The sequence below is a fragment of the Streptomyces sp. DSM 116795 genome (assembly GCF_055792905.1).
This window is the reverse complement of sequence record NZ_CM147707.1, coordinates 739,089-756,569: the sequence shown is the minus strand read 5'-3', so window position 1 is coordinate 756,569 and position 17,481 is coordinate 739,089. Positions and strand designations below refer to the sequence as shown.

Sequence of the window (17,481 nt, the reverse complement as noted above, 5' to 3'; positions counted from 1 at the left end):
CTCGTTCAACAGTATTGCTGTCTCACCAGTCTTGTACTGCAATGCTCCAGTGGGAAATCCCGCACCGAGGAGCCGGTACGAGAGGCCCGGTGTGTGCCTGGCACAGCCGCACCCAGTCCGGAGGCCCGCCATGACCACCGTCCTGCGACTCCCAGCAGCCGACCCGGCCGAACTCACCGTCCCCGCCCTGCTGTTGCGCAACGAAGAAGATCACGGCGGTCTGCCCGCGCTCTCCTGGCAGCAGCAGAGTGAGAGTGAGGAGAGCCACTGGGCCACTCTGACCTGGACCGAGGTGCGCGAGCGCATCGCCCGGCTCGCCGCCGGCCTCGCCGCGCTCGGCGTCGAGCGCGGCGAGCACGTCCTGATGATGATGGGCAACCGCCCCGAGCACTGGCTGACCGACCTCGCCCTCGTCCATCTCGGTGCAGTCCCCGTCTCCGTCTACGGCACCGCCGCGCCCGCCCAGATCGCCCACATCGTCGAGCACAGCCGTGCCCGGCTCGCCGTGGTCGAGGGAGCGGACGAGGTGCTCATGTGGCAGCCGCTCATGGACCGCCTCGTCGTCGTGGAAGCGGACGCCGCAGCCGGGCACATCCCATTCGCCGAGGTGGAGCGCCCATACGACGCGGAGGTCTTCGAGCGCACGTGGCGGGCCGTGCGCGCCACCGACCCGGTGACCGTCGTCTACACCTCCGGCACCACCGGCGACCCGAAGGGCGTCGTCATCTCGCACCGCAACGTCGTCCTCAACGGTCTCGCGCTCGACGACGTCGTCGAACTGCCCGACCACGTCGAGCACATCTCCTATCTGCCGTTCGCCCACATCGCCGAGCGGATGCTCGGCATCTATCTGCCGGTGCACCGCGCCTCGCACGTCCACCTGTGCGCTGATCCCACCCAAGTCGCCGCGACGGCACGGGAGTTGCACCCGGTCCAGTTCTTCGGGGTGCCGCGGGTGTGGGAGAAGCTGGCCGCGTCCGTACGGGCGGCGCTCGCGCAGCTCCCCGAGGAGCGGCGACGGGCCGTGGAAGAGGCCGGCGACATCGGCCGGGAGTACGTCGCCCACCTCGAACGGGGGGAGGAGGTCCCGGCCGGGCCGGCCGCCTCCTACGAACGGGCCCGGAAGGAGATCCTGCAGCCGCTCCTGACCGCGGCGGGCTTCGACCGGCTGGTGTGGACGGCGAGCGCGTCGGCGCCCATGCCGCAGGACGTCGTCCGGTTCTGGGCGGGATTCGGCATCGTGATTATGGACGCCTGGGGGCTGACCGAGACGGTGGGCGCCGCAACCGCCAACAAACCGGCGGCGTTCCGGCTCGGCTCCGTCGGCAGGCCGATCGACGGCGTCGAGCTGCGCGTCGCGGAGGACGGCGAGATCGAGCTGCGCGGCCCCACCGTCTTCGAGGGGTATCTGCGCCCCGACGGTTCCGTGGAGTCCGCGACGGACGCCGACGGCTGGTTCGCGACGGGCGACATCGGACGGGTCGACGAGGACGGCTTCCTGTGGATCACGGACCGCAAGAAGGAAATGATCGTGACCTCGACGGGGAAGAACGTCTCACCCGCCCTGGTCGAGAACGCGCTCAAGGAACACCCGCTCATCGGCCAGGCGTTCGTGCACGGTGAAGGGCGTTCGTATCTCGTGGCCCTGCTGGTGCTGGACGCCGAAATGGCACCGGCCTGGGCGCAGGCCAACGGCATCGACGCCGCGCCCGCTGGGCTGCCCTTCCATCCCGCGGTCCTGGCCGAGACCGACCGCGCCGTCGCGGCGGCCAACGCCCGCCTCAACCGCACGGAACAGGTCAAGCGCCATCAGCTGCTCGGCGAGGAATGGGGGCCGCAGACCGGTGAGTTGACGCCGTCGCTCAAGCTGCGCCGCAGGGCCGTACGCGAGAAGTACGGGCAACTCATCGAGGAGCTGTACGACGGTCGGGGCGGACGGACGTCCGAGGACTGAGGCGCCGCTCGGTCACCGGCCGCCGCCCACGGCGGAGGTGGGAGTGAAGGTGACGGGCAGCGCCTCCAGACCGCGCAGGAACGGGGAGGGCCGCCACGCCAACTCCTCCTCGGGCACGGCCAGATCGACGTCCGGCAGCCTGTCCAGCAGCACCTCGATGCCCGTACGGGCGATGCCCTCGGCGATCTCCTGAGCGGGGTACGGGCAGCGGTGCGAGCCGTGCCCGAAGGAGAAGAAGGCGCTGTTGCCGCCGGTGAAGGAGTGCTGGTCGGGACGGATCTGAGGATCCGCGTTGGCGGCGGCGAAGCTGAGGACGAGCAGGTCGCCGCTCTGGATGCGCTTGCCGCCGAGCTGGGTGTCGCGGGTGGTCCAGCGGCCGGCGATGTTCTGCGTGGGCGTCTCCTCCCACAGCACCTCGTTCATGGCCTCGCCGACGCTGGCCCTGCCTCCGCCGAGGGAGGCGGCGAAGCGGTCGTCGGTCAGCATCAGCCGCAACGAGTTGCCGATCCAGTCCGCGGAGGGCTGATGGCCCGCGATGATGTTGACCATCATGTCCTCGAGGATCTCCTCCGAGGAGAACTCGCCCGAGCTCGGGTGCGTCTGCATCCGCGTGGCGACGTCGCCGGCGGGGGCGATCGCCCGCGAGCGCAGCAGCGATCCCATGGCGTGCTGGATGTGCTGCCTGCCCTCCAGGGCGCCCTCGCCGCCGTCGACGACCGCGTTGATCCGGGGGAGGAGCGTCGCCGCGTCCTCGTCGGAGAAGCCGAAGAGCCGGGCCAGCACGAGGGCCGGGAGCTTCTTGGCGTACTCGGCGACGAGGTCGGCCTCGGCACGTCCGCAGAAGGCGTCGATGAGTTCGTCCGCGTGCTGCTCGGAGTGGTGGCGCAGCTCGAAGGGGTCGACGTCGCGGAGCGCGTCGCTGACCAGGGCCGAGCGGCGCTCGTGGCGGTCGCCCTCCTCGTAGAGGATCGAGGGCTGCCTGCCGACCATCGGCGTCAGCGGCCAGTCGTGCGGTATCCGGTCCCACATGTTCCAGACGGACGAATCGCGGGTGAAGAGCCCCGGGTTGCCGGTGATCTGGTGCAGTTCGCGGTAGCCCAGCACCAGCCACGCGGGGATGTCGCCGATGAGGGTGACGGGGGCGATCGGGCCGTGCTGTTCGCGCATGTCGCGGTAGAGCTGTCCGCGGTCCTCGGAGATGAAGCGGGGCCCGAACATGGCGACGGCGTCGGGGTCCACGGGGCAGCCCGGCGGCGGTGCGGTCCGCCGTGCGTCCGGGTCTCCGGGCTCGGGGGACTCGTCCGGGTCGGACTGCGGGTGCGGCGTGGTCACGTAGCGCTCTCCCGGGCGGAGGAGGACAGGGCGTACAGGTGGTTGACGAGGGTGATCAGCACTTCCTTGCTGGACTCGCGGGAACGGGCGTCGCATTCGATCAGCGGGATGCCGTCGGGCAGGTCGAGGGCCTCGCGCACGTCCTCGGCCGAGTAGTGCGGACCGCCGAAGTCGTTGCGGGCCACGATGAAGGGCATGCCGTGCTGTTCCAGACGGTCGATCGCGTACCAGGAGTCCACGAGTCTGCGCGTGTCCACGAGGACGACGGCGCCGAGCGTGCCGGTGAAGAGCCGGTCCCACAGGAACCAGAAGCGTTCCTGGCCCGGCGCTCCGAACAGGTACAGCACCGTACGGTCGTTGAGGCTGATGCGCCCGAAGTCGAAGGCGATCGTGGTCGTCGTCTTGCTGGGTACGTCGTCGGCGTCGTCGACGCCCTCGCCCGCCCGCGTCATCGTCTCCTCGGTGTTGAGCGGACGGATGTCGCTGACGGAGCGGACCATCGTGGTCTTGCCGACGCCGAAACCGCCGACGATGACGATCTTGAGGCCGTTGTCGGCGGTGCTGCGCAGTGGCGGGCGGGTTCCGGTCAGATCAGAGGTTGCGGAGTCCAACGAGCACCTGCTTCAGGATTTCTGGATCGGGGAGTTGATCCGCGGATGTGGCCGTACGCGGATGACGGGCGGTGATCCGGCCTGCGGCGTGCAGGTCGCCGAGCAGGATCCGGACGATGCTCACGGGCAGCCCGAGGTCGGAGGCGATCTCGACCACCGCCGTCGGCGACCGGCAGATCCGCAGGATGGAGGCGTGTTCCGACTGCATCCCAGGGGTCGGCTCGGACTCGCTGACCACCAGCGTTACCAGGTCGAAGGCGTCGGTGCCGGACCGGCTGCGCCCACCCGTCACGGTGTACAGCCGGTCCGGGTCGTCGTCCCGGCCCGGCCGTTTCATGCGGGGTCTCTGGTCTCGTCCTGCTGCCTGGGCGGCGTGGTGAGGTACTCGCTCAGCTGCTCGACGAGTTCGTTCATGTTGTGGCCGATGAGGCCCACGTCCGAGTCCTCGGTCGCCACCACCGCGAGGTGGGCGCCGGAGCCCGCCTCGACGACGAAGAGGATGCCGCCGTAGAACTCGGCCATCGCCTGGCGCACGCCTCCGCTGCCGTTGCCGAACTCCACGGACGCGCCGTGGGAGAGGCTCTGGATGCCTGCGGAGATGGCGGCCAGCTGGTCGGCCTGGTCCATGTCGAGTTCGGAGGAGCTGCACAACTTGAGTCCGTCGCGGGAGAGCACCAGAGCGTGCCGTGCGCCCGGTGTCCGCCGCAGCAGACTCTCCAGCAGCCAGTCGAGCTTGCCGTCGGTGATCATTCGGTGTTGTCCTCCGGGCGGGACGAGGAGGGGGAGGGGGACACGGAAGAAGCGTCGTCGTCGGGTTTCTCTTCCTGGGCGGACGAACCGCCCTGCACGGCGCGGCGGAAGGCTCCGAACCGCGATCCCGACTGCGCGGCCGTTCTGGCCGCCTCTGCCGTACTGCCCGCTTGGGACGACGCGTTGCGCTGCTGGGCTGCGGCGAGCGTCTGTCCGCGTCGCCGCTTGGGCAGGCCGCTGGGGCCGGACTCCGCGACGGATGCGTGCTCGGGGGACGGTTCGGCGGCGGTGTGCGCGGAGGAGAGGTCCGCGCTGTCCTGGCCGGCCGTCTCGTTCACCGCGGCGGGCGCCGTGCGCCTGCGCCGCGGCAGTTCGCCCGTACCGTGCGGTTCCCGGGAGGACAGGGACGCCGCGTCGCCGTCTCGGGACCGGGCCACCGGTTCGGACGGCTGCGGCCCGGAAGCAGCGGAGGGCGCGGGTGCGCGGGCGGGTACAGACCGCGGTGCCGGGCCTGTACCGCTCTCGCGGGCCTGGGCTGGGGCCGGGCTCTCGGTCTCCCGCGCGGGCCGGGTGATCAGCGTCTGCGGAATCCTCAGCAGCACCCCCGTGCCTCCGTGCGCGGACGGACGGAACGAGACCGAGAGGCTGTGCTTGTGGGCCAGCCGCCCCACCACGGCGAGGCCGAGCCGCGTACCGGAGAGGTTGGTCAGGTCCAGGGACTCCGAGGAGACGGCCTGCTGGGCGCGTTCCAGGGCGACTTCACCCATGACGAGCCCGCCGTCCTCGACGGTGATGATGACGCCGGCCGACGCCTCCTCCACGTACACGTGCACTTCGGAGGTCGGCGGCGAGAAGTTGGCGGCGTTGTCCATGAGTTCGGCCAGCGCGTGCATCACGCCCTCGGCTGCGTGACCGGCGACGGCCAGTTCGCACGAGGAGTGCAGCCGGATGCGCTGATAGCCGCTGATGCGCCCCATCGCGCCCCGCAGGATGCTCTCCATCACGATGGGCTTGGCCCAGCGACGCCCGGTGCGGGCCCCGGTCAGCACGGCGATGGAGTCCGCGAGGCGTCCTGTCTGCGCCGTGCGGTGGTCCAGGTGCAGCAGGTCGCCGAGGACCTCCTCGTCGGAGTACCTGTGCTCCATCTCCCGCAGGTCCGCCGCCATGCTCGTGGCCAGCGCCTGTACGCGGCCCGCCGCGTTGGCGCACGCGGCCATCGCGGCGGCGCGCATTCCCTCGCCGCGGTGCACCTCGTTGGCCAGCGAGTGCAGTACGCGCTGGTGGGTGCTGTTCGCGACCGTCGGTACCGCGGCGAGTGCGGTCTGCGCGGAGGCGCCGGAGCGGAGCCGTTCCACCAGGATCGGGACGATGACGTCCGCGAAGTGCGCGGCGACCGCCCGCTCGGCCTCGGCGTCGGCGTTCTGCTGCTTGATGACGGCGCGCAGCCCGCGCGCTACGAGGATGCCGCGGGTGGCGAAGGCCACCGCGATGCTCAGCACGAGCGCGACCGAGCCGCTGCCCCAGGCGATGCCCGGGCGTATGGACTGCGGTGCCGCGTAGACGGCTATCAGACAGGCGGGGCCCGTGACGAGGACGGCTATCAGCAGGGCGAGAGCAGTGCCCGTACCCGCTCTGGGCTTCTTCGGCGGCTGCCCGGATCCTTGGGCGGCGGCGCCGTTGGCGGAGCGTTTGGGCGGTTGGGAGGTCTGGGGGGTCATCAATCAGGGTCCTTGTGGACAGGTCCGGGCAGACAGGTCGGGGAGCCGCGACAGTCCGGTCAGCGCCGCACCAATATAGGGGAGTCGCCGATCATTTAAAGCCGCAGGCCGAAAACATCTGATCAATCGCTCACCTACATCCGACTGTTCAGATCTGCCGGTACCGCAGGACCGTCCCGGGCGCCGGGCCGGTTCCCGAAAGTCCTGCCGATGATGTCCCGTTGGATCTCGATTGTGCCGCGCCGAACAGTGAATACCACGGCTGTACGCAAATGGCGTTCCATGTCGTTTTCGATCGCATAGCCATGACCGCCCATCATTCGCATGCCTTCTGGGCGGCGTGCCTGGCCAGTTCAGTGGTCCTCAGTCTGGCCATGGAAGCGCCCCGTGGGAAGAGCTCGTTCCGCTCGGTGTCGCAATGTGCCGCGGTGCCCGTACCGGAAGGTGCGTACACCCCAATTCGGTTGCCGGAACGGCCAGTCGGTGACGCGGGGTCCGGAAGGAACGGACAGGCCGCCAGGACTGCCCGCGCGCCGTTATCCATCCGGCTTTCGTATCCGAGAGTGCCGCCGGAATCACCCGTGGTGAACGGGGCACGGCCGGCAGGGGAAAGAGCCGCCGGGCCGACCGGCATTTCAGGCGCCGCTGTCGGTGGGGCCGTGCGGCGCCGCCCTCACATGCGTGCGTGGAAACGGCGAGCCAGCTCGACCATGCGGGAGGCCTTCGCGCGCGGGGTGGCGTACGACGTCAGATCCGCGAGCGGCGCGAAGCGCCGTACCGTGATCGCGTGCGGCGCCGCGAAGCTGCGCAGCCCTTCCGCGCCGTGCACCCGGCCGTATCCGGATTCGCCCGAGCCCCCGAAGGGCAGCGACGGGATCGCGGCGAAGCCGAGCACCGACCCCACCGACACGACGCCCGCGCGCAGCCTCGTCGCGGCCTCCTCCCCGGCCCGCCTGGAGCCGGTGAAGACGGCGGCGCCGAGCGCGTACGGGGAGGCGTTGGCGCGTTCGACGGCCTCGTCCAGGTCGCGCACCGGGTTCACCGCGACGAGCGGACCGAAGGTCTCCTCCAGCATGACGGCCGAGTCCTCCGGCACGTCCGCCAGCACGACCGGGTGCACGTACGGCGCACGCACCGACTCCGGCCCGCCGAGCAGCACGCGGGCACCCGCCGCGAGAGCCTCCTTCAGGTGGTGCTCGACCTTCCCGGGCTGCGAAGGGAGCGTCAGCGGACCGTAGTCGGGGTCCTGGCTGCCGGCCGCGGGCCCGGTCTCGGCCGGCTCCGTCTCCGCGGGCCGTGTCCCCGCCGGCCCTGTCCCCGGCGGCCTTGTCTGATCCGGCCCTGTGACGACCTGCTTCGCCCGCCGCACGATGCGCTCGCACAGGTCCTCGTGCACGGACGCCGCCGCGTACACCCGCTCCACGCCCGCGCAGGTCTGGCCCGCGTTCGACATGGCGCCCCACACGATGGCCTCCGCCGCCTGGTCCAGGCCCGCGTCGTCGAGGTCGCCGCCGACCAGTACCGCGTCCTTGCCGCCGCCTTCGGCCACCAGCGGAGTCAGGGACTCCGCGCAGGCGGCCGCGACCTTGCGCGCCGTGCCGGGCGACCCGGTGAAGGCCACCTTGTCCACGCCGGAGCGCACCAGCGCCTCTCCGGTAGGGCCCCGCCCCGTCACGGTGCGGAGCAGATCCGCGTGTTCAGGCAGCGTCTCGGCCCAGATACGCGAGAGCAGGACGCCCACGCCGGGCGTGAGTTCGGACGGTTTGAAGACCACGCCGTTGCCTGCCGCCAGCGCGTAGCCGATCGAGCCCATGGGTGTGTAGACGGGGTAGTTCCACGGACCGATCACGCCGGCCACGCCGAGCGGGCGGTATGCAAGCAGCGCCCGCTGATGTGCGGAGAGCAGCCCGGGGGCGACCCTGCGGCGGCCCAGCACGCGCCGGGCGTGACGGGCCGCCCAGTCAAGATGGATGACGGCCAGCAGCACCTCGCTGCGGGCGTCGTGGTCCGGCTTGCCGGTCTCGGCCGCGACGACCTCGGCGATCTCGCCGGTACGGGTGGCCAGCGCGCGCTTGTACGTGAGCAGAGCCGCCCGGCGCCCGTTCCAGCCCGCCCTCGCCCAGCCCTTGGCCGCCTCGCGGGCGCGGCGGACCGCCGCTGACACCTCCGCGGGGCCGTGCACCGGATATTCGGCGAGCTCTGCCCCGGTGGCGGGCGAAAGGGAGGCGAAACGTCCGGTATTGGTCATCGGCTTCCTCGGGTGGGAGGGGTGCGGGCGGTCGGTTCTGCACGGGCGGGGCGGCCCGGACCGCCGAGTGCGTGAGGCAGCCGGCGAAGGCGCACAGCGGCGCAGGCTACCAGCGGGGTGGCGCGGCAAGTGCCGTCGGCGACACGGCAGTTGACCCGTGCATGCCCGCCCGTCGTGTCTGGTCCGCTCGTGGAGCCCGTCCCGCTCGTGCCGCCAGGTCCGCCCGTCCCCGTCCCCGAGCCAGGCCCCACACCGGCCCGGCGGGGGAGCGGGCCGCGCACGCGGACACCGCTGGGAGCATCATGAACGGGATGAGCAGGAAAGAGCGCGACAGCAGCGACAGCAGCGAGAGCACCGGGACCACCCGCAGCGGTGCACCCACCCGGCCGCCCCGCGACGAGCCGGAGCCGCCCGAGCCGGGCGGGATGCTCTGGGATCTCGCGGGCGAGATCCGGATGCTGCTGACACTGCCGCCGGCCCTGGCCATGCAGGTGGCGCACCCCGCCGTCAGCGCCGGAGTCGACGAGTACTCCGTCTTCCGTACGGATCCCTGGGGCCGTGCCGAGCGCTCCCTGGCCAGCGTGCAGCTCTGGGTGTACGGCGGTGCCGGAGCCGCCGAGGAGGGACGGCGGCTGCGCGGCCTGCACCGCGGAATCGAGGGTGTCGACGCGCACGGCCGCGAGTACCACGCCCTGACCCCGGCCAACTACTCCTGGGTGCACGCCACGGGCTTCCCCGTCTACCGGCACGCGCAGCACTACCTCGGCAGCCGCCCGTACACGGACGCCGAGGAGCGGCAGCTGTACTCGGAGTGGCTCCAGGTGGGGCGCGTCCTCGGGCTGCGGGACCGGGACATGCCGCAGACGGTCCAGGAGTTCTGGCCGTACTACCGGCGGATGCTCTCCGAAGAGATCGAGAAGACCCTGGTGGTGGAGGAGTTGACCGACGTCGGGCGCCCGCTGCCGCCGCCCGACCGCGGGCCGCGCCCCGTACGCGCGGCGCTGCGGCTGCTGTGGCCCGTGCTGCGGCCCGCGTTCGCCCGTTTCCAGCGCTTCGTGACCATCGGGCTGATGCCGCCGGACGCGCGCGAGGCCATCGGTCTGCCCTGGACGCGGCGGCAGGAGCGGCGGCTGGTGCTGCTGGGGCGGGTGGTGCGAACTGTGGTGCCGATGCTGCCGGAGCGGCTCCGGTTCCTGCCCGCGGCGTACAGGGCCCGCAAGGCGTACCGCGCAGGGCTCAGGGGCTGACGGCGGCCCGCGCGCCCGGACCCGCCGCGACCCGCCTGGAGCCCCCTGGAACCCGGCGGGCCTCACCAGGACGAGGCGAAGAGGGGAGGCGGGTGAATTCCGCGGCGGCCCGGGCCGCAAGGCGGCGTGGCGGGAGCGGCCCGGCCCGGCGCTCTCGGCACAGTGACCGGCACCGAGTCCCCGACAAGGAGCTGCCATGCCCGAGGTAACTGAGAGGTACGAACCCGGCGTCCCGTGCTGGGTCGATCTGATGGTCCCCGACCAGCAGGCGGCCCTCGACTTCTACAAGGATCTCTTCGGATGGCAGGGCGAGGTCGGGCCGCCGGAGAACGGCGGCTACTCGGTCTGCACCCTGCACGGCAAGCCCGTCGCGGGCATCATGACGGCGATGGGCCAGGACGACCAGCCCATGCCACCGCCCGCGTGGACGATGTATCTCGCGACGGAGGACGCCGACGCGGCCGCGCACCGCATCACGGACAGCGGAGGCACCGTGATGGTGCCGGTGATGGACGTGATGGACCTCGGACGGATGGCCGTCGCGACGGACCCCGCGGGGGCCGTCTTCGGCCTGTGGCAGGCGAAGGACTTCATCGGCGCGCAGATGGTCAACGAGCACGGCGCCGTTATCTGGAGCGAGCTCAACACCGCGGGCATGGACGCCGCCAAGTCCTTCTACCGCAGCCTCGGCATCGAGACCAGGCCGATGGAGGGCGCCCCCGGCTACCACGCGCTCAGCGTGGGCGGCCGTACGGTCGGCGGTGCGCAGGGCTTGGAGAACTCGCCCCCGGGGACGCCTTCGCACTGGATGACGTACTTCGCGGTCGACGACACCGACAGCACGGTCGACGCCCTCGTCCGGGCGGACGGTTCGGTGCTCGTGCCGCCGTTCGACATGATGGCGGGCCGGATGGCCGTAGTTCAGGACCCGCAGGGTGCGGCGTTCGCGCTCATCAAGCCCGTACCGGTGGACGGAGCCTGAGCCGCACCGGCGCACAGCCGCGCGGCCGCACTGCCGGCTGAACACCACATGGCCCGGTCCCTGGGGCGGACGCGCTCCGGGGACCGGGCCTGTGTGTTCCCGCGTGTGTTCCGGCTTGCTTTCGGCGTGTGTTCCGGGCTCAGTGGTGGCGGTGGGCGCCGTGAACGGCCTGGAGTTCCTTCCACGACTCCGGGCGTTCCCGCTTGCCGCCGGCGGCTGCCGTGCCGCCGCCGAGAGCCGGCTTCCCGGGCTTCGAAGCCGTGCGGAGCCACGTGTCGAAGAGTGACCGGAGGGACTTGCCGGAGACCTTCTCGGCGTACTTCACGAACTGCCCGACGCGCGCGTTTCCGCCCTCGTGCTCGGCGGGCCAGCCCTTGAGGATCTTGAAGAAGTCCTTGTCGCCGGTCTTGTTGCGCAGCGCCTGCAGCGCCATCGCGCCCCGGTCGTAGACCGCGCCGTGGAACTGGTTCTTCGCGCCGGGGTCGGCCGGCTTGACCTTCCAGAACTCGTCGTCGGCCGGGTAGGAGTCGTAGACCTCGTCGGCGATCTCCTGTGCGGTGCCCTCGCCCTCCTTCTCCGACCACAGCCATGACGCGTACGTGGCGAAGCCCTCGTTGAGCCAGATGTCCCGCCAGTTGCGCACCGAGACGCTGTCCCCGTACCACTGGTGCGCCAGCTCGTGCACGACGACGGAGACGTCCGTGCCGGACTTGAAGCGCTCGTTGCCGTAGAACGGCCGGGTCTGCGTCTCCAGCGCGAAGCCCGCGCCGGTGGCGGGCACATAGCCGCCGACGGAGCTGAAGGGGTATTCGCCGAGGACGCCCTCCAGCCAGTCGGTGATCTCGGCCGTGCGCTCGATGCTGGCCCGCGCCGAACCGTCCTCGCCGCCCAGTTCCCTGCTGTAGGCATTGACGACGGGGATGCCGCCCTCGGTGCGGCTCTTGGTGACGTCGAACTTCCCCACGGCCAGTGTCGCCAGATACGTGGCCTGGGGCTCCCCGGAACGCCAGTTGGAGCGGACCCAGCCGTCGCCGGCCGGCTCCTCGGAGACCAGGTCGCCGTTGCTGAGGCTCTTGTAGCCCTTCGGGGCCGCGACGCTGATGTCGAACGTCGCCTTGTCGCTGGGGTGGTCGTTGCTCGGGTACCACCACCAGGCCGACTCGGGCTCGCCCGCCGCGACTCCGCCGTCCGGTGTGCGCTGCCAGGCCGTGTAACCGCCGACCTCCACCTCGGAGGGCACGCCCGAGTAGCGCACGACGACGCTGAAGTCCTCACCCTCGGCGAGCGGTTCGGCCGGGGTGACCCGAAGTTCGTGGGCGCCGGCCGTGGACACCTTCGCCTTGCGGCCGTTGACGTGCACCTCCTTCACATCGAGCGCGAAGTCCAGGTTGAAGCGGCTCAGGTCCTGGGTGGCCCTGGCGAGGACGGTCGCGGTGCCGCTCAACTCGTCCGTCTTCGGCTGGTACTTGAGCCTCAGGTCGTAGTGGGAGGCGTTATAGCCGCCGTTGCCGTAGTCCGGGTAGTAGGAGTCGCCCACGCCGGGTGCGCCCGGCGATGGTCCCGCGCCGGCGGCCGAGGCCGGAACCGTCAGCGTGAGGGCGGCCACCACCGCACCCGAAACGATGAGTCTTTGACGCACGAGTCCTCCAACTCCCTTGGCGCAGCGCCGAGATGGCGCGGTGCGATGCGACGCGAGTGCTCGAAAGGGTATGTACTCCGGTCGTCCGCCGTATCTGTTTCGTATGCATCTACACATGAATGCCATGCGGTTGCATCACGCGGCCCACCGCCGGATCGCGTACCAGGTGCCGCGTACCGCCTGCCGAACCGTGCGTCGCGTGCGTCAGCCGTCAGCCGCCAGCCGTCAGCAGCCCGCAGCCCGCTCTCCGCCGTCCCCGCTCTTCCCTGCCGGGCCGAGGAGCCGCACCGCCTCCAGCGCGCAGCCCCACGAGACCGTGACGCCCGCACCGCCGTGACCGTAGTTGTGCACGCACGGCGTGCCGTCCGGCAGCGTCTCCGTCTCCAGCCGTACCCGCGGCCGGTACGGGCGCAGACCCACCCGCACCTCGAGGATCCGCGCCTCGGCGAGCGCGGGGTGCACACGGGCGCAACGCTCCACGATGGCACGGGTCGTGGCGGGATCGGGTTCGGTCTCCTCCGCGCCCTCGTCGGCCGTGCCGCCCAGCAGCAGGCCGTACGGCTGCGGCAGCACGTACGTGGTCTCCGAGGACCCCGCCTCGGACGAGAGGAACCACTCCTCGACGCCCGGGTTCTCCACGACCACGATCTGCCCCCGCACCGGCTGCATCTCGCGGTCGCCGGCCAGCTCGCGCGCGCCCAGGCCGCTGCAGTCGACCACCGCCGACGCCTGCGCCGACGCCTCGCCGAGCGAGCCGATCGCGCGCTGCTCCCAGCTGCCGCCCGCAGCCGTCAACCGCCCCCGCAGATAAGGGAGATACGTCAGCATGTCGACAATGGGAGTGCGCGGCGGCGACCCGATCAGCGAGATCCACTCCGGCGGCACCGAGGCGGCCGCGCCGCCCTCCAGGGTGCCCCGCACCAGTCGCACCCCCGTGTGCGCCGGCTGTTCGGCGAGCCAGGCGAAGTTGCGGAAGGAACGCACCGCCCACTCAAGGGCCTTCTCCTGGGGCTCGATGCGGTAGGGCCAGCACAGCCCGCCGGAAACCCCCGAGGCCGTGTCCGCGTCCCGGTCCCGGCTCCACGCCCGTACGTTCAGGCCGCGCTCGGCGAGGAGCACGGCCGTCGTCAGTCCGCTCACCCCGCCGCCGACGACGATCACTTCATCCATGGAGCGACGTTATCCCGCGGCGCCGGCGGGCATTCTCCGGCGGGAAGAGTTCCCCGGAGGCGTGCTCGCGTACACGTACCTGCCGCAAAACACTCACGTCCTGCACATCCCTGTGAAGAACTCTTACGCGGCACACATGCAGCGGGCAGAATCCACGGCATGTCCCGTGCAGCCGCCACCGAACTCCTCGACAGCCTTGAGCCGCTCGCGTACCCGCAGCGCACACGGCTGGTCGCCGCCCACGCACGGGCCGTCGGCGATGAGGAGCTGACGGGGCTTCTGCACGGGCTGGAAGAGTACGGGATGTACGGGAAGCGGATCGCGATGATCGCCGCATGCGCCGCCCGCGACACCGACTATCTCTCCGCCCGGCTCGCGCACCCCGACCCCTTCGTCCGCGGCCACGCCCAGCGCGCCGCCCGCGCACGTTCCGCCGCCGTCAGCGACGACGCGCTGTGGGTGGCGCTGCACGACGCGCCGTCGGCCGTGCGCGCCCAGCTGACGCGCACCATCGTCCGCGGCCGCCGCACCGAACTCGCGGACGGTCTCATCGACGCCGTCCGCGCCCGCTGGGGCGACCCGGAGGCCGCCCGGCTGCTGCCGGGCTGCGGACCGGAGACCGTGACGCGGCTGCTGCCCGCCCTCTTCCACGCCGTCACCGCCTGGCGTTCGCTCGCGTCCCGCCACCCGGACCTCCTGCTGGCGGAGGCGGGACGGCAGCTCGAAGACCTGCCGCACGTACTGCGCGAGCAGTGGTGGCGGCGCTACGGCGCGGGCGTCGCCCGCATCTGCGTCAACCGGCCCCGGCGCGTGCTGGACCTGCTGGAGCAGTACCGCGAAGGGGGCCTGCTCACCCCGGAGTTCCTGCCGCACCTGGTACGGCTCGTCTCGGCCGACGCGGGGCGCGCCCTGCGGCTGCTGCTGCGTCCCGGGCAGGTCGCCGAGCTGCGCGAACTCGGCCTGCCCGTACAGGTGTTGAGGCGGCTGGTGCACACCGACCCGTCCGGGCTGGAGGATCTCGGACGGGTCTTCAGCGGCCGTCCCGACCGCTTCGCCCAACTGCTGCGCGCGCTTCCGCCGGGCCGCCGCGCCGAGTTCTACGACATGGTGACCGACGCCGAGGAACGCGCACACGGAGTCCTCCACGAGGACGTGCTCTCAGCGCTTCCGCACAGCCGCCGCGAGGAGGAGGCGCGGCGGATGGCCCAGCAGGCGCGCGCACGCGGAGCGCACTGGTCCACCGTGCTCGCCGCCCTGGCCCACCTGCCCGACGAGTCGGCGTACGCGGAGGTCACCGCCGCCACGCGCCGGCCCTCACCCGAGGACAGGGCGCGTGCCTGGCCGATGCTGATCCGGCAGGCCGCGCACACCGCCGACCGGCACGGCGGCAACAGGACCGTGGTGACGGCTCTCGTCGCAGACATGGCGCGGCTGCGTGACGAGCACGAGTCCGTACGGGCGGCGGCGCTCACCGCCCTCGCGGAACTGCCGGCGCGGCTCTTCGAGGACGAAGCCGTCGACCACCTGGACCGGGTCGCGGGCGACGCCGTAGGGGCACCGGGCTCCTCGCAGGAGAGCCGTGCCGCACTGGGCCGCCTCGCCCGTTCGCTGCTGCGCGAACACGTCGCCGGCAGCCGGCAGGGCCTGGTCGGCTGGGCGCTGCGCACGACCGTGCGGCTCTCCGGCAACACCGACGGAGCGGATCTCGGGCAGCTCGACCGGCGGCTCCCGCACGGTCAGGAGCACGCCGTCCACGAAGCGCTGCGGTACTGGCTGGAGGCGGGCGCCGAGAACGACGACCACGGACTCACGTTCGCGCTCGCACGTGCCGTCGGCCGGCGCGCCGCAGGCATGCCCGAACTGCAGCAACTGCTCTGGCAGGCCGTTCAGTTCGGCAGCGAGTCCACCGCCCGCACCGCGGTCGCCCTGTGGATGGACGATCCGGCGACCCGGGCGGCGAGAGCCGAGCAGGTGCTCGCGGTGGACGCATCCGCGGCGCTCCTCCCCAGCGTCTCGCGGACGATCACGACGCGGCGCACCGATCTGCTCGACCCCGTACTGGACGTCACTCCGCCCTACGGCCGGTTCCTCAGCAAGGAGAGCCGCCGCCCTCAGCCGCCCGTCGGGCGTTGCGCCGCGCGCTGGCTGCCCCGCCAGCAGCGGGCCGCCGCAAGCCTGCTGGCGCAGGAGGCGGACGACGACGGCAGCGAGATGCACGTCCGGCGCGAGGCGCTGCGGCAGCTCGCCACGATCCCCTGCGAGGGCGCGAGAGAGCTGCGGCTGTGGGCCAACGACCCCGTCGAGGCGGAGTCCGAGCTCGCCGACACGGCGCTGGCCGCGACGGCGCGTACCGACCGCCCCGACGAAGCGCTGCCCTTGCTGCTGGAGCACGTGCGCGACGGCCGCGCCCGCGTGGCCGTCCCGGCGCTGGCACGCGCGTTCCGCCACACGGACCCCTGGCGGCTCTCCGACGTACTGCACCGCCTGCTGCTGCCGCCGTCTCCTTCTCAGGCGACCGAGAAGGCGACCGCGAAGGAGACGGAGAAGGAGACGGAGGGGGCGGCGGGCGCCGCGGCCGCGGGCGGGAGCGACCGGAACGGCCAGGGCGCGGCGGAGCCGGTCGCCGGCCGCAAGGCGACGGTACGGATGGCCGCCGACTGCCTCCCGCTCGCCGAGGCGGCGGAGCTGCTGCTGAAGGTCTACTCCCTCCAGGGCCAGCACCCGGAGGTCAAGGGGGTCTGCGTCGAGTGCGCACCCCGGCTGCTCGACGACGACCGGGCCTGGGAGCTCGTCGAGTCGGCGGCGCAGGGAGTGCCCGCACTGCGGCACGCGCTGCTGCGCGTACGTCCCCTCGGACTGCCCGAGCGGCACCGGGAGAGGTACGCACGGCTGGTCTCCGGCCTGTGCCACGCGGACGACCGGGGCGTCACCGAGGCCGTCTACTCCTCGCTCGCCGACTGGGCACTGTGGGCGCCGGACGCGGCGGCCGTGCTCTCCACAGCCGTCACCGACCTCGGCAACCGCGGAACCTGGCGGCAGGCCGCCGAAGGACTGGTCGAGCTGGTCATCACGCTGCCGGGTACAGGCCGCGCCTTCGAGCAGGTGCTGTCCGGACTCATCGCGGCGGACTCCGCGCCGGACACCCCGGACGCCCGCGCCGACCGCGACCGCCCGGCCAGGCGCCGTGTCGAGCACATCGCCCTGACTCTCGGCGACTGCGCCCGCCGGCGGCGCATCGCCCGCCGCCTCGCCGGACGTACAGGCGTACTCCTCGCCGGACACGAGGAGTTCGTACCGCTGGCGGCCCGTCTGCTCTGCTCCGCCGTGACCCTGGAGAGCGACGCCGAGACCCTCGGCAGGCAGCTGCGCGGCATCGCCGGTCTGCACAGCCACCGGCCGGGGCTGGCGTGGCGCACCGCGGGCGAACTGCGCCGCTCGCTCGTGCCCGTACAGCGGCCGGCCGAGACCAGGGAACGGCTGCTGCCCGTCGCGCAGGACCTCGTCGCCGACGGTGGTACGGCGACAGGGCTGTTGGCCGTGACGCTGGCCGCCGCGGTCAACCCGGCGAGCGGCTGGCCCGAGCCGTGGCGTGAACTCCTGCGCTCGGTACGCCGCCACGAGGCGCCCGACGTACGGGCGGCGGCGCTGGAACTGGCCACGGACCCGGGGGAGTGACCGACCCGAGGGAGTGAGGGCCCGGGAGTGACCTGCGCGGCGCGCAGCACGCGGCGGACACCGGGCCGCACCGAACCCGCCGCAACGGTCCGCCCTGCACCAACTCGCCCCTCCCCGCCCGGCACCGCTCCGTCCGGCACTAACCGCCCCGCCCC

General features: G+C 72.2%; 13 protein-coding genes. 4 read left to right on the top strand and 9 right to left on the bottom strand.

Translation table 11 applies throughout. From position 1 onward, the window contains the following. The first annotated feature begins 130 nt into the window (after positions 1 to 130). Positions 131 to 1,954 (top strand): AMP-dependent synthetase/ligase, encoded by a 1,824-nt coding sequence (locus tag ACSMXX_RS03265; protein WP_473182513.1) that lies wholly within the window; start codon positions 131 to 133, stop codon positions 1,952 to 1,954. A gap of 12 nt (positions 1,955 to 1,966) precedes the next feature. Here ACSMXX_RS03265 and ACSMXX_RS03260 read toward each other — a convergent pair whose 3' ends face one another. The 7 genes from ACSMXX_RS03260 to ACSMXX_RS03230 all read right to left on the bottom strand — a co-directional run bounded on the left by ACSMXX_RS03260 (position 1,967) and on the right by ACSMXX_RS03230 (position 8,613). Then, positions 1,967 to 3,286, bottom strand: coding sequence for a cytochrome P450 (locus ACSMXX_RS03260; protein ID WP_473182512.1), 1,320 nt, complete (start codon positions 3,284 to 3,286; stop codon positions 1,967 to 1,969). Then, complete coding sequence (locus ACSMXX_RS03255) at positions 3,283 to 3,897, bottom strand: GTP-binding protein (protein WP_473182511.1); 615 nt, start codon at positions 3,895 to 3,897, stop codon at positions 3,283 to 3,285. Before ACSMXX_RS03255 ends, ACSMXX_RS03260 begins: the two co-directional genes overlap by 4 nt. Continuing rightward, the gene (locus tag ACSMXX_RS03250; protein WP_473182510.1) at positions 3,878 to 4,234 is read right to left on the bottom strand and encodes a DUF742 domain-containing protein; all 357 of its coding nucleotides are present in this window, start codon (positions 4,232 to 4,234) and stop codon (positions 3,878 to 3,880) included. The genes ACSMXX_RS03255 and ACSMXX_RS03250 overlap by 20 nt, the downstream gene beginning before the upstream one ends. Then, on the bottom strand, positions 4,231 to 4,647 hold the full coding sequence (locus ACSMXX_RS03245; protein ID WP_070010021.1) for a roadblock/LC7 domain-containing protein: 417 nt from the start codon (positions 4,645 to 4,647) through the stop codon (positions 4,231 to 4,233). The genes ACSMXX_RS03250 and ACSMXX_RS03245 overlap by 4 nt, the downstream gene beginning before the upstream one ends. Further along, positions 4,644 to 6,365, bottom strand: a complete 1,722-nt coding sequence (locus ACSMXX_RS03240) for a sensor histidine kinase (protein ID WP_473182509.1) — start codon at positions 6,363 to 6,365, stop codon at positions 4,644 to 4,646. The genes ACSMXX_RS03245 and ACSMXX_RS03240 overlap by 4 nt, the downstream gene beginning before the upstream one ends. Positions 6,366 to 6,499: 134 nt before the next feature. Then, positions 6,500 to 6,649, bottom strand: coding sequence for a hypothetical protein (locus tag ACSMXX_RS03235; RefSeq protein ID WP_473184611.1), 150 nt, complete (start codon positions 6,647 to 6,649; stop codon positions 6,500 to 6,502). Positions 6,650 to 7,038: 389 nt separating this feature from the next. Beyond that, a complete protein-coding gene (locus tag ACSMXX_RS03230) occupies positions 7,039 to 8,613 on the bottom strand; it encodes an aldehyde dehydrogenase family protein (RefSeq protein ID WP_473182508.1) in 1,575 nt (524 codons plus the stop codon). A 425-nt stretch (positions 8,614 to 9,038) separates the two neighbouring features. On the opposite strand from ACSMXX_RS03230, the gene ACSMXX_RS03225 reads away from it, so the two are divergent. Further along, complete coding sequence (locus ACSMXX_RS03225; RefSeq protein ID WP_473184610.1) at positions 9,039 to 9,860, top strand: oxygenase MpaB family protein; 822 nt, start codon at positions 9,039 to 9,041, stop codon at positions 9,858 to 9,860. A 196-nt stretch (positions 9,861 to 10,056) separates the two neighbouring features. Beyond that, positions 10,057 to 10,842 carry a VOC family protein gene (locus tag ACSMXX_RS03220; protein WP_473182507.1) on the top strand — a complete coding sequence of 262 codons (786 nt, stop codon included), beginning with the start codon at positions 10,057 to 10,059 and terminating at the stop codon, positions 10,840 to 10,842. 139 nt (positions 10,843 to 10,981) lie between these two features. Here the strand turns inward: ACSMXX_RS03220 and ACSMXX_RS03215 are convergent, their stop codons facing one another. Both ACSMXX_RS03215 and ACSMXX_RS03210 read right to left on the bottom strand, forming a co-directional pair. After that, positions 10,982 to 12,481 carry a M1 family metallopeptidase gene (locus ACSMXX_RS03215; protein WP_473182506.1) on the bottom strand — a complete coding sequence of 500 codons (1,500 nt, stop codon included), beginning with the start codon at positions 12,479 to 12,481 and terminating at the stop codon, positions 10,982 to 10,984. Positions 12,482 to 12,706: 225 nt separating this feature from the next. Further along, positions 12,707 to 13,651 (bottom strand): FAD-dependent oxidoreductase, encoded by a 945-nt coding sequence (locus ACSMXX_RS03210; RefSeq protein ID WP_473182505.1) that lies wholly within the window; start codon positions 13,649 to 13,651, stop codon positions 12,707 to 12,709. A 159-nt stretch (positions 13,652 to 13,810) separates the two neighbouring features. Here ACSMXX_RS03210 and ACSMXX_RS03205 point away from each other — a divergent pair, with 159 nt between their 5' ends. Beyond that, positions 13,811 to 17,326, top strand: a complete 3,516-nt coding sequence (locus ACSMXX_RS03205) for a hypothetical protein (RefSeq protein WP_473182504.1) — start codon at positions 13,811 to 13,813, stop codon at positions 17,324 to 17,326. The last annotated feature ends 155 nt before the right edge of the window (positions 17,327 to 17,481 follow it).

Coding starts and splice junctions, on each gene's coding strand:
- ACSMXX_RS03225 (WP_473184610.1), top strand. CDS start 9,039: ATGCTCTGGGATCTCGCGGGCGAGATCCGGATGCTGCTGACACTGCCG.
- ACSMXX_RS03230 (WP_473182508.1), bottom strand. CDS start 8,613: ATGACCAATACCGGACGTTTCGCCTCCCTTTCGCCCGCCACCGGGGCA.
- ACSMXX_RS03210 (WP_473182505.1), bottom strand. CDS start 13,651: ATGGATGAAGTGATCGTCGTCGGCGGCGGGGTGAGCGGACTGACGACG.
- ACSMXX_RS03245 (WP_070010021.1), bottom strand. CDS start 4,647: ATGATCACCGACGGCAAGCTCGACTGGCTGCTGGAGAGTCTGCTGCGG.
- ACSMXX_RS03250 (WP_473182510.1), bottom strand. CDS start 4,234: ATGAAACGGCCGGGCCGGGACGACGACCCGGACCGGCTGTACACCGTG.
- ACSMXX_RS03235 (WP_473184611.1), bottom strand. CDS start 6,649: ATGGAACGCCATTTGCGTACAGCCGTGGTATTCACTGTTCGGCGCGGC.
- ACSMXX_RS03205 (WP_473182504.1), top strand. CDS start 13,811: ATGTCCCGTGCAGCCGCCACCGAACTCCTCGACAGCCTTGAGCCGCTC.
- ACSMXX_RS03265 (WP_473182513.1), top strand. CDS start 131: ATGACCACCGTCCTGCGACTCCCAGCAGCCGACCCGGCCGAACTCACC.
- ACSMXX_RS03220 (WP_473182507.1), top strand. CDS start 10,057: ATGCCCGAGGTAACTGAGAGGTACGAACCCGGCGTCCCGTGCTGGGTC.
- ACSMXX_RS03240 (WP_473182509.1), bottom strand. CDS start 6,365: ATGACCCCCCAGACCTCCCAACCGCCCAAACGCTCCGCCAACGGCGCC.